This is a genomic window from Pseudomonas muyukensis, assembly GCF_019139535.1.
Taxonomy (GTDB): domain Bacteria; phylum Pseudomonadota; class Gammaproteobacteria; order Pseudomonadales; family Pseudomonadaceae; genus Aquipseudomonas; species Aquipseudomonas muyukensis.
The window spans coordinates 5067261-5091919 of sequence record NZ_CP077073.1; the positions used below are offsets into that span (position 1 = coordinate 5067261).

General features: G+C 65.5%; 20 protein-coding genes. 6 read left to right on the forward strand and 14 right to left on the reverse strand.

All coding sequences use genetic code 11. The features are described 5' to 3' along the window. The first annotated feature begins 82 nt into the window (after positions 1 to 82). The 5 genes from KSS95_RS22490 (at position 83) to KSS95_RS22510 (ending at position 6682) form a co-directional block, all read left to right on the forward strand. The gene (locus KSS95_RS22490) at positions 83 to 961 is read left to right on the forward strand and encodes a LysR substrate-binding domain-containing protein (protein WP_217849746.1); all 879 of its coding nucleotides are present in this window, start codon (positions 83 to 85) and stop codon (positions 959 to 961) included. Between the two features lie 207 nt (positions 962 to 1168). Further along, on the forward strand, positions 1169 to 2548 hold the full coding sequence (xseA, locus tag KSS95_RS22495) for an exodeoxyribonuclease VII large subunit (RefSeq protein ID WP_217849748.1): 1380 nt from the start codon (positions 1169 to 1171) through the stop codon (positions 2546 to 2548). A gap of 3 nt (positions 2549 to 2551) precedes the next feature. Beyond that, on the forward strand, positions 2552 to 3379 hold the full coding sequence (locus KSS95_RS22500) for a M23 family metallopeptidase (RefSeq protein ID WP_217849750.1): 828 nt from the start codon (positions 2552 to 2554) through the stop codon (positions 3377 to 3379). A gap of 369 nt (positions 3380 to 3748) precedes the next feature. Then, positions 3749 to 5422 carry a 2-isopropylmalate synthase gene (leuA, locus tag KSS95_RS22505; protein ID WP_217849752.1) on the forward strand — a complete coding sequence of 558 codons (1674 nt, stop codon included), beginning with the start codon at positions 3749 to 3751 and terminating at the stop codon, positions 5420 to 5422. Between the two features lie 156 nt (positions 5423 to 5578). Then, on the forward strand, positions 5579 to 6682 hold the full coding sequence (locus tag KSS95_RS22510; protein WP_217848121.1) for an IS110 family RNA-guided transposase: 1104 nt from the start codon (positions 5579 to 5581) through the stop codon (positions 6680 to 6682). Positions 6683 to 7108: 426 nt separating this feature from the next. On the opposite strand, the gene KSS95_RS22515 is transcribed toward KSS95_RS22510, so the two are convergent. The 3 genes from KSS95_RS22515 to zwf are packed head-to-tail and all read right to left on the reverse strand — an operon-like array spanning position 7109 to position 9970. Continuing rightward, positions 7109 to 7783: a bifunctional 4-hydroxy-2-oxoglutarate aldolase/2-dehydro-3-deoxy-phosphogluconate aldolase gene (locus KSS95_RS22515; protein ID WP_217849754.1), complete on the reverse strand. Its 675-nt coding sequence runs from the start codon at positions 7781 to 7783 to the stop codon at positions 7109 to 7111. Positions 7784 to 7800: 17 nt separating this feature from the next. After that, positions 7801 to 8514, reverse strand: coding sequence for a 6-phosphogluconolactonase (pgl, locus tag KSS95_RS22520; protein WP_217849759.1), 714 nt, complete (start codon positions 8512 to 8514; stop codon positions 7801 to 7803). Next, on the reverse strand, positions 8501 to 9970 hold the full coding sequence (gene zwf, locus KSS95_RS22525) for a glucose-6-phosphate dehydrogenase (protein ID WP_217849766.1): 1470 nt from the start codon (positions 9968 to 9970) through the stop codon (positions 8501 to 8503). The genes pgl and zwf overlap by 14 nt, the downstream gene beginning before the upstream one ends. A 190-nt stretch (positions 9971 to 10160) precedes the next feature. Here zwf and hexR point away from each other — a divergent pair, with 190 nt between their 5' ends. After that, positions 10161 to 11024: a DNA-binding transcriptional regulator HexR gene (hexR, locus tag KSS95_RS22530; RefSeq protein ID WP_217854065.1), complete on the forward strand. Its 864-nt coding sequence runs from the start codon at positions 10161 to 10163 to the stop codon at positions 11022 to 11024. On the opposite strand, the gene KSS95_RS22535 is transcribed toward hexR, so the two are convergent. The 11 genes from KSS95_RS22535 to edd form a co-directional block, all read right to left on the reverse strand. Beyond that, a complete protein-coding gene (locus tag KSS95_RS22535) occupies positions 11017 to 11871 on the reverse strand; it encodes a D-hexose-6-phosphate mutarotase (RefSeq protein WP_217849767.1) in 855 nt (284 codons plus the stop codon). The genes hexR and KSS95_RS22535 overlap by 8 nt on opposite strands. 117 nt (positions 11872 to 11988) lie before the next feature. Beyond that, entirely contained in the window at positions 11989 to 13332 is a 1344-nt protein-coding gene (locus KSS95_RS22540) for a carbohydrate porin (RefSeq protein WP_217849769.1), read from the reverse strand. Positions 13333 to 13517: 185 nt separating this feature from the next. Then, positions 13518 to 14666: an ABC transporter ATP-binding protein gene (locus tag KSS95_RS22545; protein ID WP_217849770.1), complete on the reverse strand. Its 1149-nt coding sequence runs from the start codon at positions 14664 to 14666 to the stop codon at positions 13518 to 13520. Positions 14667 to 14669: 3 nt separating this feature from the next. After that, positions 14670 to 15515: a carbohydrate ABC transporter permease gene (locus KSS95_RS22550; protein WP_217849772.1), complete on the reverse strand. Its 846-nt coding sequence runs from the start codon at positions 15513 to 15515 to the stop codon at positions 14670 to 14672. Continuing rightward, positions 15508 to 16416, reverse strand: a complete 909-nt coding sequence (locus KSS95_RS22555; protein WP_217849773.1) for a carbohydrate ABC transporter permease — start codon at positions 16414 to 16416, stop codon at positions 15508 to 15510. Before KSS95_RS22555 ends, KSS95_RS22550 begins: the two co-directional genes overlap by 8 nt. 115 nt (positions 16417 to 16531) lie before the next feature. Next, complete coding sequence (locus KSS95_RS22560; RefSeq protein ID WP_217849775.1) at positions 16532 to 17818, reverse strand: ABC transporter substrate-binding protein; 1287 nt, start codon at positions 17816 to 17818, stop codon at positions 16532 to 16534. 115 nt (positions 17819 to 17933) lie between these two features. Beyond that, the gene (locus tag KSS95_RS22565) at positions 17934 to 19151 is read right to left on the reverse strand and encodes a D-mannose isomerase (RefSeq protein WP_217849777.1); all 1218 of its coding nucleotides are present in this window, start codon (positions 19149 to 19151) and stop codon (positions 17934 to 17936) included. 245 nt (positions 19152 to 19396) lie between these two features. Then, a complete protein-coding gene (locus tag KSS95_RS22570; protein WP_302467658.1) occupies positions 19397 to 20851 on the reverse strand; it encodes an ATP-binding protein in 1455 nt (484 codons plus the stop codon). Further along, positions 20835 to 21530: a response regulator gene (locus tag KSS95_RS22575; protein ID WP_290445348.1), complete on the reverse strand. Its 696-nt coding sequence runs from the start codon at positions 21528 to 21530 to the stop codon at positions 20835 to 20837. Before KSS95_RS22575 ends, KSS95_RS22570 begins: the two co-directional genes overlap by 17 nt. A 111-nt stretch (positions 21531 to 21641) precedes the next feature. Next, positions 21642 to 22598: a glucokinase gene (locus tag KSS95_RS22580; protein ID WP_217849785.1), complete on the reverse strand. Its 957-nt coding sequence runs from the start codon at positions 22596 to 22598 to the stop codon at positions 21642 to 21644. Beyond that, entirely contained in the window at positions 22595 to 24421 is a 1827-nt protein-coding gene (edd, locus tag KSS95_RS22585; protein ID WP_217849787.1) for a phosphogluconate dehydratase, read from the reverse strand. The genes KSS95_RS22580 and edd overlap by 4 nt, the downstream gene beginning before the upstream one ends. Positions 24422 to 24659 lie beyond the last annotated feature (238 nt).

The following is a 24659-nucleotide window of genomic DNA, read 5'->3' on the forward strand; positions in this document are numbered from 1 at the left end:
GAAGACAGCTGAAGGTTAGCCAGGCGCAAGCCATGCCGACTAATATGCCTTTGCGCCACAAGCCATCTTGAAAAGGCATGACATGACTTCAATCCGCCAGTTGCGTTACTTCGTCGAAATCGCCGAGAGCGGCAGCTTCAGTGCAGCGGCCGAGCGGCTGTACATTGCCCAGTCGGCCCTGAGCCGGCAGATCAAGGAGCTGGAACTGCAGCTCGAAACGCCCTTGTTCGAGCGCACCGCGCGCCAGCCCCGGCTGACCGCCGCCGGGCTGGCCTTCCTTGATCGCGCCCGGCGCCTGCTGGCCGACCTGGACAAGGCCGAGCGCCTGGCCCGGGAAGTCGGCCAGGGCCTGCGTGGCAGCCTGCGCCTGAACCACTCCAGCACCGTGCCCCTGACTGGGCGACTGCTCGCCCAGTTGGGCGGGTACCTGGCGGCCAACCCTGGCGTGTCGCTGGAAATCGCCCAGCAATCGTCCGAAGCACAGCTGGAGGACATCGCCGAAGGGCGCCTGGATATCGGCCTGTTGCGCCTGCCTGTGTTGCGCCAGCATGAGGGCGTGGCGCTGCACGCCTTGTTCGATGAACCCCTGCTGTTGGCGGTGGCGGCGCAGCACCCACTGGCGGGGGCCGCCAGCGTGCAGCTGGGCCAGTTGCGCGAGGAGCGCTTCATCTCCATTCCGCACCGCCAGCGCGGTGGCCTGAGCTACCTGTCGGCGTCGCTGTGCATGGCCGCGGGCTTCTTCCCCCGGGCGGCGCAGGTGGTGTCGCGCAAGACCACCCAGTTGCAGCTGATCCAGGCCGGGTTCGGGGTGGCGTTGCTGCCGGCGAGCATGCGCGAGATCGCCCCGCCGGCGGTGCGCTTCGTGCCGTTGGCCGAGGCCTGCCAAAGTACCGTGGCGCTGGCGTGTCGCCGGGATGCCGGGGAGCTGGTGCAGCAGTTTGTGGCGGCGATGATGTATTGAGGCCTTCACGCAAACACCCTGTAGGAGCGGCCTTGTGTCGCGATCGGGCTGCGAAGCAGCCCCAGTTCTTCAGCTTTGCCGCAGAGACCGGCAGGGCTGCTCTGCGGCCCGATCGCGACACAAGGCCGCTCCTACAATGATCGTGCCCTGCCGCGACGACCGGGCCAGGACAGACAACCAGGGCCGATGTCCTTTATGATGCCTGCCATGATCACAGACCCCTTCGAACGACTCGGCCTGGACCGCGAGGTCCTCACCGTCAGCCAGCTCAACGGCCGCGCCCGCGTGCTGCTCGAGGACGTGTTCCGCAGCGTCTGGGTGCAAGGCGAGATTTCCAACCTCGCCCGCCCGGCCTCCGGCCACATGTACTTCACCCTCAAGGACAGCGGCGCACAGATCCGCTGCGCGTTGTTCCGGCAGAACGCCGCGCGGGTGCGCCAGGCCCTGCGCGACGGCCTGGCGGTCAAGGTGCGCGGCAAGGTCTCGCTGTTCGAGGGGCGCGGCGACTACCAGCTGATCCTCGACACTGTCGAGCCGGCCGGCGACGGCGCCCTGCGCCTGGCGTTCGAGGCGCTGAAGGAAAAGCTCGGCGCCGAAGGCCTGTTCAGCACCGAGCGCAAGCAGCCCTTGCCGGCGCACCCGCAGCGCATCGGCATCATCACCTCGCCCACCGGCGCGGTGATCCGCGACATCATCAGTGTGTTCGGCCGCCGTGCGCCGCAGGTCGAGCTGAACCTGATTCCCACCGCCGTGCAAGGCCGCGAAGCCATCGCGCAGATCGTCCGCGCCGTGCAGATGGCCGATCGCCAAGGCTTCGACGCGCTGATCCTGGCCCGTGGTGGCGGCTCGCTGGAAGACCTCTGGTGCTTCAACGAAGAAGCCGTGGCCCGCGCCGTGGCCGCCTGCGTCACGCCGATCGTCAGCGCCGTCGGCCATGAAACCGACGTGTCGATCAGCGACTTCGTCGCCGACGTGCGCGCGCCCACGCCGTCGGCCGCCGCCGAACTGCTGGCCCCCGACAGCAGCGGCCTGCAGCAGCGCCTGGAGGGCCTGCAACGGCGCCTGCTGCTGCGCATGCAGAACCGCCTGGCCCACGAGCGCCTGCGCGTGGACGGCCTGGCCCGGCGCCTGCGCCACCCCGGCGAGCGCCTGCGCCAGCAGGCCCAGCGCCTGGACGACCTGGACATGCGCCTGCGCCGCGCCTTCATGCTCGACATGAACCAGCGCCAGCAACGCCTGGGCCGCCTCGACATGCGCCTGGCCGCGCAGCATCCAGGGCGCAACCTGAAGCTGCTCAGGCAGCGCCTGGACAGCCTTGCCGAGCGCCTGCCACGGGCCATGCGCGACGTGCTCAAGGACCGCCGCCAGCGCTTCCAGGCGCAGCTGCAGACCCTGCAGGTGGTCAGCCCGCTGGCCACCCTCGCCCGCGGCTACAGTATTCTCCTCGATGACCGCGGCCAGGCCATTCGCAGCGCCGCGCAGACGCAAAACGGCCAGCGCCTGACCGCCCGCCTCAACGAAGGCGAGCTCCAGGTGCGGGTCGAGGACAACCACCAGACCCCGGTCACCCTCTCGCTACTGGACTGACACATGCCCCGCCTGTTCGCGCCCCTGCTTGCCCTCGCCCTGCTGCTGCCGGTCACTGCCGCCCAGGCCAGCTACATCACCCGCACCCTCAACAAACCGGTGCCCGGCGGCGTCGCGGTGGTCGACCTGGGGCCGGCCGCCAGCGCTCCGGCGGCGCGCTTCGACGGCAAGCCGGTACTGGTGGTCAAGGAGCAGGACAACTGGCTGGCCATCGTCGGCATCCCGCTGACGCAAAAACCTGGCAGCGCCATGCTGACCCAGGGCGGGCGCAACATTGCCTTCAACGTCGGCAGCAAGAAATACCCCGAGCAGCACATCACCTTGAAGAACAAGCGCCAGGTCAACCCCGAGCCCCAGGACCTCAAGCGCATCGACCGCGAACTGGCCGAGCAGATCAAGGCCTACCGCAGCTTCAGCCCGACGCTGCCAAGCAACCTGGTGCTGGACAAGCCGGTCAACGGCCCGCTGTCGAGCAAGTTCGGCGTGCGCCGCTTCTTCAATGGCGAAGAGCGCAACCCCCACGCCGGCCTGGACTTCGCCGTGCCGGCCGGGACACCGATCAAGACCCCGGCCAATGGCAAGGTGATCCTGGTAGGGGACTACTTCTTCAATGGCCGCACGGTATTCGTCGACCACGGCCAGGGCTTCATCAGCATGTTCTGCCACATGTCCAAGATCGACGTGAAGCCGGGCCAGGTGCTGCGCCGTGGCGAAGTGGTCGGCCGGGTGGGCGCGACCGGCCGAGCCACCGGGCCGCACATGCACTGGAACGTCAGCCTCAACGATGCGCGGGTCGACCCGGCGATCTTCATCGGTGCGTTCCAGCCCTGAAACCGCAATCGCCGGGGCTGCCCGCGGCCACGCAGCCGAGGGTGGCATCGTGGGATGCGGGTTGGCCCGGCGATTTGCGCAACGAAAAAACATCACGCAATAAAATCTCAACAGAACCTAATCAACAGCCATAAAAACTCTACAACATCATTTTTTTAAGCATTCCTCTCAATTTTCCCGCAATGCTTGCCATCCCCCAACCCACTGGTTAGGGTTGAGCACATGAACATCTTCAGCACCCTGCTCCGACAACATCGCAGCCTCTGCCTGGTCAGCGCCCGACTACCAGGGTGAATCGCGTCGCCTCGCCTTTTCTCTCGTTTTCGTTTGGCAGGCCCGATCACGGCCGCACATAAAAGGAATGCTTGCATGACCATGCTCAAAGACCCTTCGAAGAAGTACCGCGCGTTCCCGACCATCGACTTGCCCGATCGTACCTGGCCGTCGAAGGCCATCACCCAGGCGCCGATCTGGTGCAGCTCCGACCTGCGTGATGGCAACCAGTCGCTGATCGAACCGATGGATGCCGAGAAGAAGCTGCGGTTCTGGAAGACCTTGGTGCAGGTCGGCGTGAAGGAAATCGAGGCCTCGTTCCCCTCCGCCTCGCAAACCGACTTCGACTTCGTGCGCACCCTGATCGAAGGCGGCCACATCCCGGACGACACCACCATCCAGGTGCTGACCCAGGCCCGTGAAGACCTCATCGCCCGCACCTTCGAATCGCTGCGCGGCGCCAAGAAGGCCATCGTCCACCTGTACAACGCCACCTGCCCGTCGTTCCGCCGTATCGTCTTCAACCAGGACAAGCAGGGCGTGAAGGACATCGCGGTCAACGCCGCCAAGCTGTTCGTCAAGTACGCAGCCCAGCAGCCGGATACCCAGTGGACGTTCCAGTACTCGCCGGAAACCTTCAGCGCCACCGAACTGGAGTTCGCCAAAGAGGTGTGCGATGCGGTGATCGAGGTGTGGAACCCGACCCCCGAGCACAAGATCATCCTCAACCTGCCGGCCACCGTCGAAGTCGCCACGCCGAACGTCTACGCCGACCAGATCGAATGGTTCTGCCGCAACGTCAACCGTCGTGACAGCGTGATCATCAGCCTGCACACCCACAACGACCGTGGCACCGGCATCGCCGCCACCGAGCTGGGCCTGATGGCCGGCGCCGACCGCGCCGAAGGCTGCCTGTTCGGCAACGGCGAACGCACCGGCAACGTCGACCTGGTCACCCTCGCGCTGAACCTCTACACCCAGGGTATCGACCCGCAGCTGGACTTCTCCGATATCGACGGCGTGCGCAAGGTCGTCGAGGAGTGCAACCAGCTGCCGGTACACCCACGTCACCCCTATGTCGGCGACCTGGTCCATACCGCGTTCTCCGGCTCGCACCAGGACGCCATCCGCAAGGGCTTCACCAAGCAGCAGGAAGGCGAGCTCTGGGAAGTGCCGTACCTGCCGATCGACCCGGCCGACATCGGCCGCAGCTACGAGGCGGTGATCCGCGTCAACAGCCAGTCGGGCAAGGGCGGCATCACCTACCTGCTCGAGCAGGAATACGGCATCAGCCTGCCGCGCCGCATGCAGATCGAGTTCAGCCAGGTGGTGCAAGGCGAGACTGATCGCCTGGGCCTGGAAATGACCGCCGAGCAGATCTACAAGCTGCTGCAGAAGGAATACCTCCAGGCCAACGCGCCGTACGCACTGGTCAGTCACCGCCTGCAGGAAGAAAACGGCAGCAGCCATGTGCAGGTGGAAGTCTCCGGTGAAGGCGAGACCACCCTGCACTGGCACGGCAAGGGCAACGGTGCCCTGGAGGCGCTGGTCGCCGGCTTGCCGGTCAGCGTCGAGATCATGGACTACAACGAACACGCCATCGGTGCCGGCACCAACGCCAAGGCGGCAGCCTACATCGAGCTGCGCGTGGCCGGTGGGCGTCCGGTACACGGCGTGGGTATCGACGAGAACATCACCACCGCCAGCTTCAAGGCACTGTTCAGTGCACTGAACCGCTCGCTGAGCCAGCAGCAGGCCAAGGCGGCGTAAGTCATCGCCGATGACCAAAGCCCGCATCCTCGATGCGGGCTTTTTTGTCTGTAGCAGGGCACTGCGTACCCCTGTAATCGGATGGACTCGCCCCCGCCGAGGCATCACAGTGCCACGGTGGCGTTCTAAGAAGCCAACGGCAGCGAGGGCGAGACCATGAGCAAGCATAGGACGAAGCGCAATTCCCTGTCTTCCACCGATGTAACGCTTTGCCAACACCTGTCAGTCGACTTGGCCAAGCAAGTCTTTCAGGTGGCCGGAGATGACGGCTCCGGGCGCGTCATCTACGAAGATCGAATCAAATCCCGTGAAGCCTTTCACGCGTTCCTGACCAAGCTGCCACCCACCGTGACGGTCCTGATGGAAAGTGGCCCCGGCGCTCAAGCATGGGGGCGTTTGCTCCAGGCGCAGGGCACCCCAGTCCGCATCCTGCCCGCGCAGCGAGTGGCGGAGCACCGCAGTGGTGCCAAGAATGATCGTAACGACGCCCATGCCATCTTGCGCGCAGGCCGGGATACCAGCATTGCTGCGGTGCCGATCAAGAGCACTGCCGCTTTGGCGATTCAAGCTTTACACCGCGCTCGCAGAGGCTATGTCAGGCGCCACACCGCGCTAGGCAACCAGATCCGCGGCCTGTTACTGGAACAGGGCGTCGCCCTGGCGCAAGGCGATTTTGCCGTCAGCCAAGGTGTGTCGCGGATTCTTGAAGATGCGACCCAACCATTACCAGATCTGCTGCGTGAATTGCTCGATGAACTGCTCGCCGAATGGCGCTATCTGGGCGAGCGTATCGCCGTCCTGACAGGACGGCTCGAAACAGCGGCGGGGGCCGACAAGGTCGCATGCCGCCTGATGACGATACGCGGTGTCGGCCCGATCATCGCCACAGCGATGCTGGCCAAGCAGCCTGAACCTTCGCGGTTCCCCAATGCTCGACAGTTTGCCGCTTACTTTGGCCTGGTGCCCGACCAGCACAGCAGTGGAAAGAAGGTCAGGCTGGGCAAGATGAGCAAGCGAGGTGACGGCTACTTACGCAGCATGATGATCCAGGGTGCGCACGCGGTTCTTAGCCATTTGAAGCCTGATTCCGATCAGCCAGACGATCGCCGCCTCTTGCGATGGTTAACTCGGCTTGGTCGCAAGGAGGCGGCGATCAGACTGGCTAATCGAAATCTGCGCATCATTTGGGTGCTGCTACAAGGAGAGCAGGTTTACCAACGTCAACCGGATGATCGTCAGGAGCCCGCCATGAGCCGCTGACTTACAGCGTTACGCCACCGGGGTGCCGAGCGCCCCAGCCCCTGCTAGTGAACATCGACCCTAGGTAAGACCGTCGCGGATCAATGCCTACGCTCCTACCGGCCCAAGAGGCCTGAATGTAATGGGCATGCTGCGAGCTCACCCGATGTTGGCCAGAAGCACCAAGCTTCCTCGAATAGGCCTGATACATAGATGCAACCGGGTAACCTTGTTCGAAAAGCAGGTAGACAATGTAGGCGAGTCCATACATAGGAGCGGCCTTGTGTCGCGAAAGGGCCGCAACGCGGTCCCCAGGATATCAGCGTTCATGCAAAGATCGCCGGGGCCGCTTGGCGGCCCTTTCGCGACACAAGGCCGCTCCTACAGGCGAAAAAAATGGGCGCCGACCAAGCGCCCCACAAGCCGTGTAGCACACAACGAAATCTGTCAGTCCAGCAACGCCATCGCCTCGGCGCTGCACGCCTCGATCCGCGCCCAGTCACCGTTCTTGATCCAGCTGCTGTCGAGCATCCAGGTGCCACCCACGCACATTACATTCGGCAAGGCCATGTAGTTGCGCACGTTGGCCGGGTTCACCCCGCCGGTGGGACAGAAGCGAATGTCGCCAAACGGGCCGGCAAAGGCCTTGATCGCCGCCACACCACCGCTGATTTCCGCAGGGAACAGCTTGAAGCGCCGGTAGCCGAGGGCGTAGCCCATCATGATTTCCGACGGTGTGCTGATGCCCGGCAACAACGGGATATCGCTGTCCACGCCGGCCTCGAGAATGTCCTGGGTAATGCCCGGGGTGACGACGAACTGCGCGCCCGCCGCCTCGACAGCCGCGAACATGCCGCGGTCGAGCACGGTGCCAGCGCCGACGCACAGCTCCGGGCGCTGCTCGCGCAGCACCTGGATGGCCTTCAGGCCGTGTTGCGAGCGCAGGGTCACTTCCAGGGTGCGGATGCCGCCCGCGGCCAAGGCGTCGGCCAGGGGCAGGATGTCTTCCTCACGGGCGATGGTGATCACCGGCAGGATGCGCGCCTTGTCGCAGATCGCATCGATGCGTTGGGCTTTCTCGGCCATCGAGAGCAAAGGCTGGGGGCGTTCGAGGGTGGTCATGACAATGGGTCCTTGGCTCATGGGCACCAGTAGATGTCCAGGGGGTCGTGAAGAAAGGCGCGGATCGGCATTTCGGTTGGGTCTTCGCCCGCCAGCGCGGTGCGCAGGGTGGCGAGCTTGCCCGCGCCCTGTACCGCCAACAGGGTCAGGCCGGCACTGGCCAGCAGCGCGCGGGTCATGCTCAGGCGCTGGTGCGGCACACTGGGCGCCAGCATCGGCAGGCAGCGGCGCTCGCCGACCTTGGCCAGGCCCTGGCGCAGGTTGGGGCTGGCCGGGAACAGCGAGGCGGTATGGCCATCGTCGCCCATGCCCAACACCAGCACGTCGATCGGCGGCAGGTCGGCCAGCACCTGGTCAGCCTGCTCGGCAGCAGCTTCGAGGGTCGCGGCAGGTTGGTAGAGCCCGATAAAGCGAGCCTTGGCCGCCGGCCCCTTGAACAAGTGACGGGCCAGCAAGCCGGCGTTGCTGTCTTGGTGGGCCACCGGCACCCAGCGCTCGTCGGCCAGGCTCACGGTGACCCGGGTCCAGTCCAGCGCCTCGCCGGCCAGCTTCTCGAGGAACGGCACCGGGCTACGCCCGCCAGACAGCACCAAGCAGGCCTGCCCCTTGCTGGCGATCGCCTGGCGCAGGCGCTCGGCCACATCATGGGCCTGGGTCGCCGCCAGGGTTTTCGGATCGGCCAGCTCGTGAACCTTCACGGTCGCCGGCAGTTGCAGTTCAGATATCGCCATACCAGGCCCTCCCATCGCGGGTGATCAGTGCAATCGAGCTCATCGGCCCCCAGGAACCGGCCGCATAGGGCTTGGGCGCGTCGCCGGTGTGCTTCCAGCCGGCGATCAGCTGGTCACACCACTGCCAGGCGTACTCGATCTCGTCCTTGCGCACGAACAGGTTCTGGTTGCCGCGCATCACTTCCAGCAGCAAGCGCTCGTAGGCATCCGGAATCCGCGCGCTGCGCCAGGTGTCGGAAAAATTCAGCTGCAGCGGGCCGCTGCGCAGTTGCATGCCCTTGTCCAGGCCCTGCTCCTTGGTCATCACCCGCAGCGAGATGCCTTCGTCTGGCTGCAGGCGGATGATCAGCTTGTTGCCGATCTGCAAGCGCTGCTCCGGGGCGAAGATGTAGTGCGGGGTTTCCTTGAAGTGGATGACGATCTGCGACAGTTTCTGCGGCATGCGCTTGCCGGTACGCAGGTAGAACGGCACGCCCGACCAGCGCCAGTTGCGAATATCGGCACGCAGGGCGACGAAGGTCTCGGTGTCGCTCTGGGCGTTGGCGTTGTCTTCCTCGAGGTAGCCCGGCACCGGCTTGCCGTCGCTGTAGCCGGCGATGTACTGGCCACGCACCACGCGGGTGCTCAGGCCATCGCCGGTGATCGGCGCCAGTGCCTTGAGCACCTTGACCTTCTCGTCGCGGATGCTGTCGGCCGACAGGTCGCTCGGCGGGTCCATGGCGATCAGGCACAGCAGCTGCAACAGGTGGTTCTGGATCATGTCGCGCAACTGGCCGGCCTTGTCGAAGTAGCCCCAGCGGCCTTCGATGCCGACCTTCTCGGCGACGGTGATCTCCACGTGGGAGATGGAGTTCTGGTTCCACTGGGTTTCGAACAGGCTGTTGGCGAAGCGCAGGGCGATCAGGTTCTGCACCGTCTCCTTGCCCAGGTAGTGGTCGATGCGGTACACGCGGTTCTCGGGGAAGAAGCGCGCCACGGCATCGTTGACCCGCCGCGACGACTCCAGGTCGTGGCCGATGGGTTTCTCCAGCACGACCCGGGTGCGCGGCGCCAGGCCTGCACGGTCGAGGTTTTCGCAAATAGCGCCATAGACTGCCGCCGCCGTGGCGAAATAGGCGATCAGCGGCTGAGCGCTCGGCGCCTGTTCGGCCAGGGCCTGGTAGCCCTCGGGCTCGACGAAGTCCAGGTGCAGGTAGCTCAGGCGCCCGAGGAAACGGCCCAGGGAGGCAGCGTCGATTTCCGCCTCCGGCACATGCAGGCGCAAATGGGCCTCGATGTTGTCCAGGTGCGCTTGCGCGCTACCGGCTTCGCGCGCCAGGGCCAGCAGGCGGGTGTCCGGGTGCAGGAGGTCGGCACGGTCGAGCTGGTAGAGCGCAGGAAACAGCTTGCGCAATGCCAGGTCACCGAGGGCGCCAAAGAGGGCAAAGGTGCAAGGTTCGACACTGATCGCTGCCATGATGTTGGTTCTTTTATAAAGTTGAGCTAGAAATACCGCTTTCAACCCTGCTTTTCAAGGGTCAATGTAGTAAAAACCACAACATTAGTTACAGCCATTACAGACAAGTGGTGTGACAATCTTACCGACAGTAGGATACACACCATCGCAAAAAGCCTGCTTCCCGACCCAAGGACCCACCATGGACCGCGTGCGCAACCTCCTGGAACAGATCCAGGGCCGCCTCGACGAGCTGAACAAGGCCGAGCGCAAAGTCGCCGAAGTCATCCTGCTCAACCCGCAACAGGCCACCCGCTTCAGCATCGCCGCCCTGGCCCAGGCGGCCAAGGTCAGCGAACCGACCGTCAACCGCTTCTGCCGCTCGTTCGGCGTCAGCGGCTACCCCGAGCTCAAGCTGCAACTGGCGCAGAGCCTGGCCAGCGGCGCCGCCTACGTGAGCCGCGCGGTGGAGGCCGACGACGATCCGGCGGCCTATACCCAGAAAATCTTCGGCAGCGCCATCGCCTCGCTGGACAGCGCCTGCCAGGCGCTCGATCCGCAGCAGGTCAGCCGCGCCGTGGACATGATGATCCAGGCCCGGCAGATCCACTTCTTCGGCCTTGGCGCCTCGGCCCCGGTGGCCCTGGACGCCCAGCACAAGTTCTTCCGCTTCAACCTGGCGGTGTCGGCCCATGCCGACGTGCTGATGCAGCGCATGCTGGCCTCGGTGGCGCACACCGGCGACCTGTTCGTGATCATCTCCTACACCGGGCGCACCCGCGAACTGGTCGAGGTGGCGCGCCTGGCGCGGGAAAACGGCGCCTCGGTGCTCGGCCTGACCGCCGCCGGCTCGCCGCTGGCCCAGGCCTGCAGCCTGAGCCTGCACATCCCGCTGCCGGAGGACACCGACATCTACATGCCGATGACCTCGCGGATCATCCAGCTCACCGTGCTCGATGTGCTGGCCACCGGCATGACCCTGCGCCGCGGCGTGGACTTCCAGCCGCACCTGCGCAAGATCAAGGAAAGCCTCAACGCCAGCCGCTATCCGGTCGCCGACGACGACCTCAGCTGAGCCGGTGCGCCTGCAAGCGCAGGTGCGCCCGCTCGCCCGGGGCCAGGCTCAGGCCCTCGTCGCTGCCACTGGCGACTTCGACGCAGACGAACCCCTGGCACTCGCGCCCGCTCACGCCCATCAATGGCCGGTTGCCCGGGTGCCAGACCACGGTGTCGTCGCTGTCACCGGTATCGATGCACAGCTCACGCTGCCAGGCCGGATCCTGCAACTGCACGCGCGGCGTGCCCGGGTAGACCTTCTGGCAGCCGCCCTTGAGCGTCAGCGCGCCGTCTTCGCGGCAGGCCTGGCGATTGAGGCGATCATAGCCGTCGATGTCCTCGAGCCCAGACAGCGCTATCTTCGACACGTCGCTGATGCGCCAATAGGCCAGTAGCGCATGGCTCAGCTGGCAGGGCTCGCTGTCCTGGTGCTCGGTGCACAGGCTCAGCTCCATGCTCGCGCCCAGGCGGGCGTGCAAATCGACCTGCCAGTCGCACAGGTCCAGGCGCCAGGTCAGGCTCACGCCCTCCTCGTCCTCGCGGCTGTCGATCAGCTTCCAGTCCAGCAGCCGCGCCCAGCCATGGGCCGGCCACAGGTCTTCGCTGGGATGGCGACCGTACCAGGGCCAGCACACCGGCACGCCACCACGGATGGCGCCAACCTGCGGCCACTGCTCGGCACACCACAGCCAGGGCTTTTCACCGGCCGGCTGGAAATGCAGCAACTGCCCGCCCTGGCGGCTGAACACCGCCTGGCACCGAGGGTGATCGATGATCAGGACATCGCGCTGCTGGTAACGCTCCCACTCGAAGGTCGGCCTGGGCCGTTGCGAGGTGAAAAAGCGATGTAGCGGATGTTCAGGCATGGTTCCAAGCTCTTTTGTTGTTCGAGATAGCGCTGTCTTGGCCTGGACCCATTCACCACTGCGCAGCAGTGGTGAATGGCAGACCAAATGGATGGCGTAAATTTACAACAATTTTTCTCAGAATGACGACTGAATCTTCAAGCCCGCGACCAGCGCGTTGTCCACCTCGTCGACACCGCCCGGGCTCTTGATGTACTGCAGGTTGGGGCGCACGGTCAGCCAGTTGGTGACGTGGAAGCCGTAGTAGAGCTCGGCGTTGTATTCAGTACGTTGCAGCGGCATGAAGCCTGGGTTGTCGTAGTCGTTGATGCCGGACTGGGCGTTGAGCAGTTCGGCGCGCTTTTTCACGTCGTCGTTGACGTGGATACGGGCGATGCCGAAACCGATGTCGTCCTTGGGCCGGGCATCGAAGGCGCCCTTGTAGACCAGGCCAACCTGCTGGTAGTTGTCGACCACGTTGGTGGCCTTGTCGTGCACGGTGAAGTTGGCGAACAGGCTCAAGCCACGGTTGACATCACCGGCCTGGGCAGTGACCTGCTGCTGCGCCACCACCCACCAGCCATGCTTGCTGGAGTGCGACTTGAACGCCGCGCCGGTCAGTGCCTGCGGGTTGCCGTTGACGTCGTCGTACACGTCGTCGGCCTTGGCGGTGCTGTAGTAGTAACCCAGGCGGTATTCGCCGGGCAGGCCGTTGACCTTGGGCGACCACACCGCCTCCACTGGCAGGATCGCGCCCTTGGTGCCGCTGCCGCTGAGCTTGAAGCCGTTGCCGGTCTCCAGGTTCGACGGGTTCTGCTCGAAGGCGCCAACCTGGACGAAGAATTGCGGGGTGATGTTGTACTTGACCCGCAGCGCCCACTGGCTGACCGGCCAGTTGTACCAGATACCGCCAACCCAGTTGCCCACCTGCGAGCCGCAGAACGCCAGGTTCTGGAAGTCGCAGGGGAAGCTGTTGAAGTCCTCGCCCTCGCCGAAGCGGCCGAATTTCACATCCAGCGCGCCGTCGAAGTACTTCTGCTTGATCCACATCTGGGTCAGGCGCCAGGTCTGGCCCCGGCCCCAGACTTCCTGCACCGAGCTGAACTGCCCGGCACGTGGGTCGCTGATGCGGTCGTTGGACAGGTTGCGGCCGCTACGCTCGGTGATCGCCAGCTTGAACTCGGTGTCCTTCCAGCCGAAGATCTTTTCCAGGTCCAGGTGCGCGCCGAGGGCGAACTGATCGCTGTAGCGCGCGGTCTTGTCGTCGTTGTAGCCGCCGTGCAGGTTGCCGGCCACCTCGCCCACATAATCGAGGGTGAAGTCATAACCCTTCTCCAGCAGCTCGGTGCGAGTGCCGCCCCAGTCGCCGGTCATCCATTTCGATTCCGACGAGAAAGCCTCGGCGGCCTGGGCCCCGCTGCTGCCGACCACGGCCAGCAACGCCAGCGAGCCCAGTGTCCTGATGCGATTGCGATGTTCCATCCCTTTGCGTCCTCTTTTCTTGTTATTAACAGAACGGTTTAACGGCGCGGGTCTGTAGGAGCGGCCTTGTGTCGCGATAGGGCTGCGAAGCGGCCCCAGGATCTGCGCATCCCGCACAATTGCCGGGGCTGCTTTGCAGCCCTTTCGCGACACAAGGCCGCTCCTACAGGGTACGACCGCCGTCCTTAACGGCCTTTGAAACGCGTCACGTTGTCCTTTATGGCGGTGGCGGCAAGATCCAAGCGTTCGCCGCTACTGGCGTCGAACAGCAGCACCCGCGCCGGGTCGAACTGCAAGTCGAGGCTGTCGCCGACCCGGCACGCCACATCCGGCGCCAGGCGGCAGCAGACCTTGGTCTGGTTGAGGGTGACGAACACCAGCAGGTCCGGCCCGGTGGGTTCGGTCACCTGCACCTCGGCGCGGATACCCGGCAGGCCATTGCCCTGCGCGGTGCCCAGGCTGATCTGCTCCGGACGCACGCCAAGGATCACTTCACGCCCCTCCAGCTCGGCCGCCGCTACGCCCAGCGGCAGCTCGCAGCGCGCCTGACCGCTGTCGAGCAGGGCCAGCACGCGACCTTCCTGGCGGCTCAGGCGCACCGGAATGAAGTTCATCGGCGGCGAACCGATGAAGCTGGCGACGAACAGGTTGGCCGGGTCGTTGTAGATCTGCTGCGGCGTGCCGAACTGCTGGATGATGCCGTCCTTCATCACCGCCACCTTGTCACCGAGCGTCATCGCTTCGATCTGGTCGTGGGTGACGTACACCGTGGTGGTCTTCAGGCGCTGGTGCATCAGCTTGATCTCGGTGCGCATCTCCACCCGCAGCTTGGCGTCCAGGTTCGACAGCGGTTCGTCGAACAGGTAGATCTTCGGCCGCCGCGCCAGTGCCCGGCCCATGGCCACGCGCTGCTGCTGGCCGCCGGACAGCTGGCCGGGCTTGCGCGCCAGCAAGTGCTCGATCTGCAGCAGCTTGGCCACCCGCGCCACCTCGTCGTCGATGGCCGCCTGGGGCAGCTTGCGGATCTTCAGGCCGAAGGCGATGTTGTCGCGCACGTTCATGGTCGGGTACAGCGCGTAAGACTGAAACACCATGGCGATGTCGCGATCCTTGGGGCTCATGCCGCTGACATCCGCGTCGTCGATGAGGATCGCCCCGCCGCTGATGCTTTCCAGGCCGGCGATGCAGTTCATCAGTGTCGACTTGCCACATCCCGAGGGGCCGACCAGGATCAGGAACTCGCCGTCCTTGATCGCCAGCTGGATGTCCTTGAGCGTGTCCGGCAAGCCCGCGCCGTAGGTCTTGTGCACATTGCGAAGTTCGAGTGTTGCCATGACTTACCCCTTGACCGCGCCGGCAGTCAGCCCGCGCACGAAATACTTGCCTGCGACCACATAGACCAGCAGCGTCGGCAGCCCGGCGATCATCGCCGCAGCCATGTCGACGTTGTACTCCTTGGCCCCGGTGCTGGTGTTGACCAGGTTGTTGAGGGCCACGGTGATCGGTTGCGAGTCGCCGCTGGAGAACACCACGCCGAACAGGAAGTCGTTCCAGATCTGGGTGAACTGCCAGATCAGGCAGACCATGACGATCGGCGTCGACATCGGCAGGATGATCCGCCCGAAGATGGTGAAGAACCCGGCGCCATCCAGGCGCGCGGCCTTGACCAGCGCCTCGGGGATGCTCACGTAGTAGTTGCGAAAGAACAGCGTGGTGAAGGCCAGGCCATAGACCACATGCACCAGCACCAGTCCGCTGGTGGTGCTGGCCAGGCCCAGCTTGCCGAGGGTGAACGAGGCCGGCAGCAGCACGGTCTGGAACGGCAGGAAGCAGCCGAACAGCAGCAGGCCGAAGAACAGCTGCGAGCCACGGAAGCGCCACATCGACAACACATAGCCATTGAGCGCGCCGATGGCCGTGGAGATCAGCACCGCCGGCACGGTGATCAGGATCGAGTTGAGGAAATAGCCGTTGACCGTGGCCCAGGCCTTGGCCCAGCCAATGCCGGTGAATGCCGCCGGCCAGCTCAGCAGGTTGCCGCTGCCGATGTCTTCGGGGGTCTTGAAGCTGGTCAGCAGCATGACCACCAATGGCACCAGGTACAGCAGCACCGCCAGCAGCAGCACTGCGTGGATCGCAAGGCGGCCGGGGTTCAGCGCGGGTTTGTCGACAGGACTAGTCATGGCGTTTGCCCCGCAGTTCGGAGTACAGATAGGGAACGATGATCGCCAGGATCGCGCCCAGCATGAGGATGGCGCTGGCCGAACCCATGCCCATCTGCCCACGGCTGAAGGTGAACGAATACATGAACATCGCCGGCAGGTCCGAGGAGTAGCCCGGCCCGCCCGCGGTCATCGCCGCGACCAGGTCGAAGCTCTTGATGGCGATGTGCGCCAGGATCATCAGCGCGCTGAAGAACACCGGGCGCAGGCTGGGCAGCACCACGGTCCAGTAGATGCGCGGCAGGCTGGCGCCGTCGAGTTGGGCGGCGCGGATGATCGACGGGTCGACGCCGCGCAGGCCAGCGAGGAACATCGCCATGATGAAGCCCGAGGCCTGCCACACGGCAGCGATCACCAGGCAGTAGACCACTCGGTCGGGGTCGATCAGCCAGTCCAGGCGAAAGCCTTCCCAGCCCCAGTCGCGCAGCAGCTTGTCCAGGCCCATGCCGGGGTTGAGCAGCCACTTCCAGGCGGTACCGGTGACGATCATCGACAGCGCCATGGGGTAGAGGTAAATGGTGCGGATAAAGCCTTCGCGGCGGATGCGCTGGTCGAGCAGCACGGCGAGGAACACGCCGATGGCCAGGGTGATGCCGATGAACAGGCCGCCGAACAGCAGCAGGTTCTTGCTCGCCACCCACCAGCGGTCGTTGTCGAACAGCCGGGCGTACTGCGCCAGGCCCGCCCACTTGTAGGTGGGCAGGAAAGTCGAGGTGGTGAACGAGAGGACGAAGGTCCACAAAATGTAGCCGTAGAAGCCCACCAGGACGATGAACATGCTCGGCGCCAGCACCAGTTTCGGTAGCCAGCGCTGCAGCGCGTCCAGGGGGGAAGCCCGCAGGCGGGCGGTTGCTGTGGTCATGGTTCATGATCTCGTTTCGAAAACGAACATAGCCCTGTAGGAGCGGCTTTAGCCGCGATCACCCGCGAAGCGGGTGACGGACACCGCGTTGCCTGCATCGTGGCTGAAGCCGCGCCTACTGAGCCGCCTTCACCGCCGCGTAGAGCTTCTTCGCCGCATCGGCAGGATCGGCCTTGGGATCGTTGATGTAGTTGGTCACCACATCGAAGAACGCGCCCTGTACCGCCAGGCTGGTGGCCATGTTGTGCGCCATGCTCGGTTGCAGTCCGCCAGTCTTGGCGTCGGCCAGGAAGTCCTTGGCCGCAGTCTGGGCGCAGCTGTCGAAGCCGTATTTGCCCATGTCGGCAAGCATGTCGTTGCGCACCGGGATCGAGCCCTTGTTGATGCTGAAGACCTTCTGGAAGTCCTCGCCCAATACCTTGCGCGCGATGTCCTGCTGGCCCGCCGCAGTACCCTTGTCCTTCTGCTTGAACACCACCAGCGAGTCGATGTTGTAGAGGAAGGCCTGGTCGGTGCCGGGGAAGGCCACGCACTGGTAGTCCTTGCCGGCGGTCTTCTTGGCCAGGGTCCACTCGCTCTTGGCCCAGTCGCCCATGATCTGCATGCCGGCCTTGCCGTTGATGACCTTGCCCGCTTCCAGGTTCCAGTCCTGGCCCTTGCCGTCGGGGTCCATGTAGGTGGCGACCTTCTTCAGCTCGGTGAGGGCCTTGACCATTGCCGGGCCGGTCAGGGCATCCTTGTCCAGCTCGACCAGGGCCTTCCTGTACCCGTCAACGCCCATGACCGAGAGCACCACGCTCTCGAACACCGTGCTGTCCTGCCACGGCTGGCCACCGTGGGCCAGCGGGATGAAACCGGCGGCCTTGAGCTTGTCGGCGGCGGCGTAGAATTCGTCGAGATTGCTCGGGGCCTTGTCGATACCGGCCTTCTTGAACACCTGCGGGTTGATCCACAGCCAGTTGATGCGGTGGATGTTGACCGGCACGGCCACGTAGTCACCGTCGTACTTCACGGTGTCGGCCACTTTCTTGTCGAGCAGGCTGTCCCACTTTTCTTGCTTGGCCACCTCCTTGAGTACGTCGGGATCGAGCAGCCCGGTGGCAGCCCAGTCCTGGATATCCGGGCCCTTGATCTGCGCGACTCCAGGCGGGTTGCCGGCCACGGCGCGGCTCTTGAGCACGGTCATGGCGGTGGCGCCACCGCCACCGGCAACGGCGCCGTCCTTCCAGGTGAAGCCATCTTTCTCGACCTGGGCCTTGAGCACATCCACCGCGGCCTTTTCACCGCCGGAGGTCCACCAATGGACGACTTCCACGCTGCCTTTGGAGTCGGCGGCCTGGGCACTGAGGGAGAACAGGGAAGCGAAGGAGATCGCGGCGGCGAGACGAAGCGTTGGATGCATGGGAATACCTTTCTTGTTGTTATGCGCGGCAAGACTGTCGCTTGCATGGCATGGAGTGTAGGGAGGTCGCGCGCGGCGCCAGGTAACGAACGGATGGGCGAATGTCATCAGTTGGTTACATAGCCAGGGCGCAAGCCAAGCTGGGCGCCAACGGCAGGCGTGGCAGCAGCAGCGCCTGCAGGGCGTGATAAAGGTCGGGCTTGCCACCCCAGATACGCGCGCTGGGCTGGTTGGACGGGTCGAGCTCGTGGTGCCAGCTGCCATGCACGGGGTCGATGAAGTGCGCGGCGATGAACTCCCAGAAGCAGCGATACCAACCCTCGTACTGCGCCTCGCCGGTGCGTTGCAGCAGGGCCGCGGCGCAGGCGCTGGCCTCGGCATGCACCCAGTGCAGGCGCTCGCGCACCACTGGGCGCTCGTGCCAGTCGAGGGTATAGACCAACCCCGGCGCGCCATCGGCTTGCCAAGCATGGCGGCAGGCACCGTCGAACAGGCCCCTGGCGGCCGGCAGCAATGAGCTGGGCACCGGCAACCGCGCCCGTTGCAGGGCCGCCTCCAGGTGCAGCACCAGGCGCGCCCATTCGAAGGCATGACCTGGCGTGGTGCCGTAGGGACGAAAGCCATCGGCGGGGTTGTCGCGGTTGTAGTCGGGCAATGGCTGCCAGTGCGCGTCGAAATGCTCGGTGACCCGAAAACCGTCGGCGGCGGCCTGGGCGAGGATCAAGCGTTCGACGATCCGCAGGGCGCGGCGCAGCCACCGCGTGTCGCCGGTCACATCGGCCAGGGCGAGAAACGCTTCGACGCCGTGCATGTTGCTGTTGGCGCCCCGGTAAGCCTCCACCTGCCGCCAGTCGCGGGAGAACGACTCGCGCCAGGCGCCCTGCTCCTCGCACCAGAAGCGCTGCTCGATGACCTGGACCACTGCATCCAGCAGGGCCTGGGCCTGTGTGACACCCGCCACCAGCGCCGAGCTGGCGGCCAGGGCGACGAAGGCATGCAGGTAGGCGGCCTTGGCGGTGTCGCCATGACCTTCGGGCTGCGCGTACCAGCCATCGTGCTCCTGGTCGCGCAGCGGGCCTTGCAGGGCCTGGACACCATGCTCGACCAGTTCGCGACACCCCGGCACACCCTGGATATGCGCCAGGGCGAAGCTGTGGCTCATGCGCGCGGTGTTCAAGGTCTCGGCCAGGGCGCAACGGGGCAGACGACCTGCGTCGTCGAGGTTGCCGAAACCCTGGGGCAGGCGCGAGGCTCTAGCGAAGGCAAGCAGGCGCAGGGCCTCGGCGTCGAGCCAGGCACGGTGTGTCGGGGAGTCGATCCAGCGGTTGGCCATGGGCGATGTCTTCCTTGTTGTTGTCAGCCGAGTCTAGTCAGCCGTCCTGGCTGGCATGTCACGAAGGCTCGACGAATTGTCACCATGTAGTGACATCAGGCCCCTGTAGGAGCGGCCTTGTGTCGCGAAAGGGCTGCGAAGCAGCCCCAGCAATTTCAGTATCTGCGCCGAGATCCTGGGGCCGCTCTGCGGCCCTTTCCGACCGGTCCGACGCCTCGGCAAGGCCGCTCCTACAGGGGATCGCGTCATTCGGCTGTACGGGGTAGGTACAAGGTCACCCGCAACCCACCCTCACGCAGGTTGAACAGGCTCACCTCGCCACCATGGCTGTGGGCGATGTTGCGCGCGATCCCCAGCCCCAGCCCATAGCCCTGCTGCTGCCCGGCCAGCCGGAAGTGCGGCTCGAAGACCTGCTCCAGGCGCTGTTCCGGCACCCCCGGCCCCTGGTCGTCCACCTGCAGGACGAAGCTCTCGGCACTGTCGAGGATCCGCAGCTGCGCCCGTTCGCCGTACTTGATGGCGTTGTCGATCAGGTTGCCGATGCAGCGCCGCAACGCCAGTGACTTGCCCAAATACGGCGCCAGCGCCCGTCCCTCGAGGGTGATGCGACCATCGCCCAGGTAAGGCTCGGCGAGCATCTCCAGCACCTGGTTGAGGTCGATCGGCTCGATGTTCTCGTGAATGTCGGTGTCCTTCACGCACTGCAAGGCGCCCTTGACCAGCAGCTCCAGCTCGTCGAGGTCGCGGCTGAATTTCGCTTGCAGTTGCTCGTCCTCGAGCAGTTCGACCCGCAGGCGCAGGCGGGTGATCGGCGTGCGCAGGTCGTGGGACACCGCACTGAACAGCTGGGCGCGCTCGGTCAGGTAGCGGCTGATGCGCTCGCGCATGCTGTTGAATGCCCGCCCCACCTCGACCACCTCGCTGCCGCCGCCCTCGGCCACCGGCGCCACGTCGGCGCCCAGCGACAACTCCCGCGCCGCCCGCGCCAGGCGCTTGAGCGGCCGGCTCTGCCAGTGCACCAGCAAACCGATGAACAGCAACAACAAGGCAGTGGTCAGGGCGATGAAGCCGATCTGCTGGCGCGGCAGGCGCTCGGCCTCGAGGCTGGTGTAGGGCTCGGGCAGCAACGAGGCGATGTACAGCCACTCGCCTTCGCCCAGGCGGATCTGGGTCACCAGCACCGGGGGGTTGAGCGGTTCCAGGGTCAACGAGTAGTGCGCCCAGGAGCGAGGCAGCTCATCGAGTTTCAGGCCGCTGTTGAAGATGCGCAGATCGTCCGGGCTGACGAATTCGACGGAAATCTCCATCTGCTGGCCCAGGCGCTCGTGCAGCACGTCCTGGAACACCTCGATCACCGCCTGCTTGCGCGGCGTCACCGGCAGCACCGACATGTCCAGCGGCTTGACGTTGAGCGAGACGAAAAAGCGCGTGCCGCCCATGCTGCGCAACTGGTCGAGGACCATCGGCCGATACGCCACCGGCAACGAGCGGAAGTAGCTGACGCTGGCGCTCATCGAGTGGGCCAGGCTGCTGGCGCTGGCGCGCAATCCCTGCAACTGGCTGGCGCGCAACTGCGCCACCCAGATCAGGCTCGACAAGCCCTGGGCCAGCAACACCACCAGCAAGGTGAGCAGCAGCATGCGCCCCAGCAGCGAGCGCGGCAGCAGGCGCCAGCGCCCGTCGCTAGCCCGCGCAGACATGGGCCGCCAGCAGGTAGCCACTGCCACGCACGGTGCGGATCAGCCGCGGCGGCTTGTCGGTGTCGCGCAGGCGTTGGCGCAGGCGGCTCACCGCCATGTCGACGATACGGTCCAGTGGCATCGGCTCGCGGCCCCGGGTGGCGTTGCCGATGGTGTCGCGGTCGAGGATCTGTTGTGGGTGGTCGAGGAACAGCTTGAGCAAGGCGAAGTCAGCACCGGAGAGAATCACCTCCTCGCCGTCGCGGTGGAACAGGCGATGGCTGACGGTGTCCAGGCGCCAGTCGTCGAAGGCCAGCACGGCACTGGCCGGCGCGGCCTGGCCGAAGTCGGCGCGGCGCAGCAGGGCCTTGATCCGCGCCTGCAACTCGCGCGGGCTGAAGGGCTTGCCCAGGTAGTCGTCGGCGCCCAGCTCCAGGCCGATGACCCGGTCGGCCTCATCGGAGCTGGCGGTGAGCATGATGATCGGTACCCGTGCCTGGCGCGGGTGCTGGCGCACCCAGCGGCACAGGCTGAAACCATCCTCGTCGGGCAGCATCACGTCGAGGATCACCAGGTCGTAGGGGGTGGCGTCCAGGGCGCGGCGAAAGCCCTGGCCATCGGGTTCGGCATGGACCTGCAAGCCGCAGCGGGCAAGGTAGGTCTGCAACAGTTCGCGGATATCCTGGTCGTCGTCGACCATCAGGATCGATTTGCCGGCAGTGGTCACAATGGTCAGCCCTCTTGTAAACGCAGGTCTTCATGCCTGCTGTTGGGTCCTCATCGCGGGGCAGGCCCGCTCCCTCGATGAGGATCAGTGAACCAGCGACTGCTGCAAGGCTACCCCGGCCCCCAGCAACCCGGAAAACTCCGCCGTCACCAACCATACCGGCACCCCGGCGAAGTAGCCGCTCATGCAGCCCTTGTCGGCGAAACTGGCGGCAAAGCCACTGCGCAGGAACAGTTCGGCGAAGCGCGGGATCACCCCCCCGACAATGTAGACCCCGCCCCGGGCGCCCAGGGTGAGCACATTGTTGCCCGCCACCCGGCCGAGGAAGCGGCAGAACTGCTCGACCACCGCCAGCGCCCGTGGCTCGCCGCCCAGCGCCGCGTCGGTGATCTGCGCCGGGGTCTTGTGCGTCGGCGTGGCACCATCGAGGGCACAGATCGCCTGGTACAAGCGCACCAGCCCACCGCCACTGAGCACCGTCTCGGCACTGACATGGCCGATCTGCCGATGGATTTCCTGATGAATCGCCGCCTCGCGGGCATTGCCCACCGGCAGGTCGACATGCCCGCCCTCCCCCGGCAGCGCCAGCCAGTGCTCACCGTGGCGCAGCAGGCTGCCCACGCCCAGGCCGGTGCCGGGGCCGATCACCAGCGCCGGGCGCGACGGGTCGGTGCGGCCTGCGCAGACTTCACGAAATTCGCCTGCACGCAGGCGGGTCATGCCCAGCGCCATCGCGGAAAAGTCGTTGATCAGCAGCAGGCGCTCGACCTGCAGCGTCTGGCAGAACGCGCTGCGGCTCAGGCGCCAGTGGTTGTTGGTAAAACGGAATTCGTCGCCGTCCACGGGCCCTGCCACCGCCAGGCACACCGCCGCCAGGCCGCCACGGGCGATACCCTGGTCGGCCAGGTAGGCCTCGATGGCCTGCTCGGGGCTGGTGTAGTCGGCGGTGGCCAGCACCTGGACCGCCTGCAGCTCGTTGTCGCGCCACAAGGCGAAACGTGCGTTGGTGCCACCGATGTCGCCGACCAGCAAGGCCTTCATTTGAGGTTCTCCAGGGCCGAAGTGAAGGCGCTCGCGCCCTGTTCGGCGGAACTGAACGCCACGCGCATGAAGCCGAACAGCTCGCGCCCGCAGCCCAGGTCGTTGCCCGTGGGCGGCGTGGGCAGCTCACGGCTGGCCAGTTCCTCGGCCGATACCATGATCCGCAGCGTGCCTTCGGCACCATCGACGCGCACGATATCACCATCGCGTACCCGTGCCAGCGGGCCGCCGTCGTAGGCTTCCGGGCACACATGGATGGCCGCCGGGATCTTGCCCGAGGCGCCAGACATCCGCCCGTCGGTGACCAGCGCCACCTTGTAGCCGCGGTCCTGCAGCACACCGAGGAAAGGTGTCAGCTTGTGCAATTCGGGCATGCCGTTGCAACGCGGGCCCTGGAAGCGCACCACCGCGACCAGGTCGCGCTCCAGCTCGCCGGCCTTGAACGCATCGGCCAGCGCCTGCTGGTCGTGGAACACCCGGGCCGGAGCCTCCACCACGCGGTGCTCGGGGGCCACGGCGGAGACCTTCATCACCCCACGGCCCAGGTTGCCCTCCATCACGCGCAGGCCGCCCTCGGCGGAAAACGGCCGCGCGACCGGGCGCAGGATGCTTTCGTCGAGGCTGGCCTGGGGGCCGTCGCGCCACACCAACTGCCCCTGCTCCAGGAACGGCTCCTGGGTGTAGCGGCGCAGGCCATGGCCGGCCACGGTGTTGACGTCCTCGTGCAACAGGCCGGCATCGAGCAGCTCGCGAATGAGGAAGGCCATGCCGCCGCTGGCCTGGAAGTGATTGATGTCGGCCTTGCCGTTGGGGTAGACGTGGGACAGCGTCGGTACCACCTCGGACAAGTCGGCCATGTCCTGCCAGGTCAGCTGGATACCGGCAGCCTGGGCGATGGCCGGGATGTGCAGGGTGTGGTTGGTCGAGCCACCGGTGGCGTGCAGGGCGACGATGGCATTGACCAGCGCCTTCTCGTCGACGATCTCGCCGATGGGCATGAAGCTGCCGCTGGCCTTGGTCATGCGCGTGACCTGGCGCGCGGCCTCGACGGTGAGCGCGTCGCGCAGCGGCGTGTAAGGGTTGACGAACGAAGCCCCCGGCAGGTGCAGGCCCATCACTTCCATCACCAGCTGGTTGGTGTTGGCGGTGCCGTAGAAGGTACAGGTGCCGGGGCTGTGGTAGCTCTTCATCTCCGACTCGAGCAGCTCCTCGCGGCTGGCCTTGCCCTCGGCATAGCGCTGGCGCACATCGGCCTTCTCCTTGTTGGAGAGGCCCGAGACCATCGGCCCGCCGGGGACGAAGATGGTCGGCAGGTGGCCGAAGCGCAGCGCACCCATCATCAGGCCCGGCACGATCTTGTCGCAGATGCCCAGCATCAGCGCGGCATCGAACATGTTGTGCGACAGCGCGATGGCAGTGGACATGGCGATCACTTCGCGGCTGGCGATGGCCAGCTCCATGCCCGGTTCGCCCTGGGTCACGCCGTCGCACATGGCCGGCACGCCACCGGCGAACTGGCCGACCGAGCCGATCTCGCGCAGCGCCTGTTTGATCTGTTCGGGGAAGTGCTGGTACGGCTGGTGCGCCGAGAGCATGTCGTTGTAGGCCGAGACGATGGCCACGTTGGCGGCGTTCATCAGCCGCAGGGTCTGCTTGTCGTCCCCACCGCAGCCCGCCACGCCGTGGGCGAAGTTGGCGCACTGCAACTGGGCGCGCATGGGGCCTTCACTGGCCGCCCCACGGATCAGCTCAAGGTAGCGTTCACGGGTACGGCGGCTGCGGGCGATGAGCCGTTCGGTGACCTCAAGGATGCGCGGGTGCATGTACTGGACTCCAGGCTAACGGTAAGGGCGGTTTTACCAGGGTTTGCCCCTCCAAACGATTGCGACCTAGGCTCTGGATAGAGGCTCGCGGCCCGTTTGCGACAGGGTGACCCAACCACTCGTTGTATGTTTAAACAAAATACTGCCAGCAAAAAGGCTTGTTTTCTATCTCTCGGTGAATAATCTTGTTATTCCAACAACAAAACCGTTTCAGTGAAGCTGTCCTTTGTGCCACAGG

Excerpts from the sequence above, each read along its gene's own strand:
- zwf (WP_217849766.1), bottom strand. The coding sequence starts at position 9,970 with ATGGCAGCGATCAGTGTCGAACCTTGCACCTTTGCCCTCTTTGGCGCC.
- KSS95_RS22490 (WP_217849746.1), top strand. The coding sequence starts at position 83 with ATGACTTCAATCCGCCAGTTGCGTTACTTCGTCGAAATCGCCGAGAGC.
- KSS95_RS22550 (WP_217849772.1), bottom strand. The coding sequence starts at position 15,515 with ATGACTAGTCCTGTCGACAAACCCGCGCTGAACCCCGGCCGCCTTGCG.
- edd (WP_217849787.1), bottom strand. The coding sequence starts at position 24,421 with ATGCACCCGCGCATCCTTGAGGTCACCGAACGGCTCATCGCCCGCAGC.
- KSS95_RS22540 (WP_217849769.1), bottom strand. The coding sequence starts at position 13,332 with ATGGAACATCGCAATCGCATCAGGACACTGGGCTCGCTGGCGTTGCTG.
- KSS95_RS22580 (WP_217849785.1), bottom strand. The coding sequence starts at position 22,598 with ATGAAGGCCTTGCTGGTCGGCGACATCGGTGGCACCAACGCACGTTTC.
- KSS95_RS22515 (WP_217849754.1), bottom strand. The coding sequence starts at position 7,783 with ATGACCACCCTCGAACGCCCCCAGCCTTTGCTCTCGATGGCCGAGAAA.
- KSS95_RS22555 (WP_217849773.1), bottom strand. The coding sequence starts at position 16,416 with ATGACCACAGCAACCGCCCGCCTGCGGGCTTCCCCCCTGGACGCGCTG.
- KSS95_RS22560 (WP_217849775.1), bottom strand. The coding sequence starts at position 17,818 with ATGCATCCAACGCTTCGTCTCGCCGCCGCGATCTCCTTCGCTTCCCTG.
- KSS95_RS22575 (WP_290445348.1), bottom strand. The coding sequence starts at position 21,530 with ATGGTCGACGACGACCAGGATATCCGCGAACTGTTGCAGACCTACCTT.
- KSS95_RS22570 (WP_302467658.1), bottom strand. The coding sequence starts at position 20,851 with ATGTCTGCGCGGGCTAGCGACGGGCGCTGGCGCCTGCTGCCGCGCTCG.
- KSS95_RS22545 (WP_217849770.1), bottom strand. The coding sequence starts at position 14,666 with ATGGCAACACTCGAACTTCGCAATGTGCACAAGACCTACGGCGCGGGC.
- KSS95_RS22500 (WP_217849750.1), top strand. The coding sequence starts at position 2,552 with ATGCCCCGCCTGTTCGCGCCCCTGCTTGCCCTCGCCCTGCTGCTGCCG.
- KSS95_RS22510 (WP_217848121.1), top strand. The coding sequence starts at position 5,579 with ATGAGCAAGCATAGGACGAAGCGCAATTCCCTGTCTTCCACCGATGTA.
- pgl (WP_217849759.1), bottom strand. The coding sequence starts at position 8,514 with ATGGCGATATCTGAACTGCAACTGCCGGCGACCGTGAAGGTTCACGAG.
- KSS95_RS22535 (WP_217849767.1), bottom strand. The coding sequence starts at position 11,871 with ATGCCTGAACATCCGCTACATCGCTTTTTCACCTCGCAACGGCCCAGG.
- leuA (WP_217849752.1), top strand. The coding sequence starts at position 3,749 with ATGACCATGCTCAAAGACCCTTCGAAGAAGTACCGCGCGTTCCCGACC.
- KSS95_RS22565 (WP_217849777.1), bottom strand. The coding sequence starts at position 19,151 with ATGGCCAACCGCTGGATCGACTCCCCGACACACCGTGCCTGGCTCGAC.
- xseA (WP_217849748.1), top strand. The coding sequence starts at position 1,169 with ATGATCACAGACCCCTTCGAACGACTCGGCCTGGACCGCGAGGTCCTC.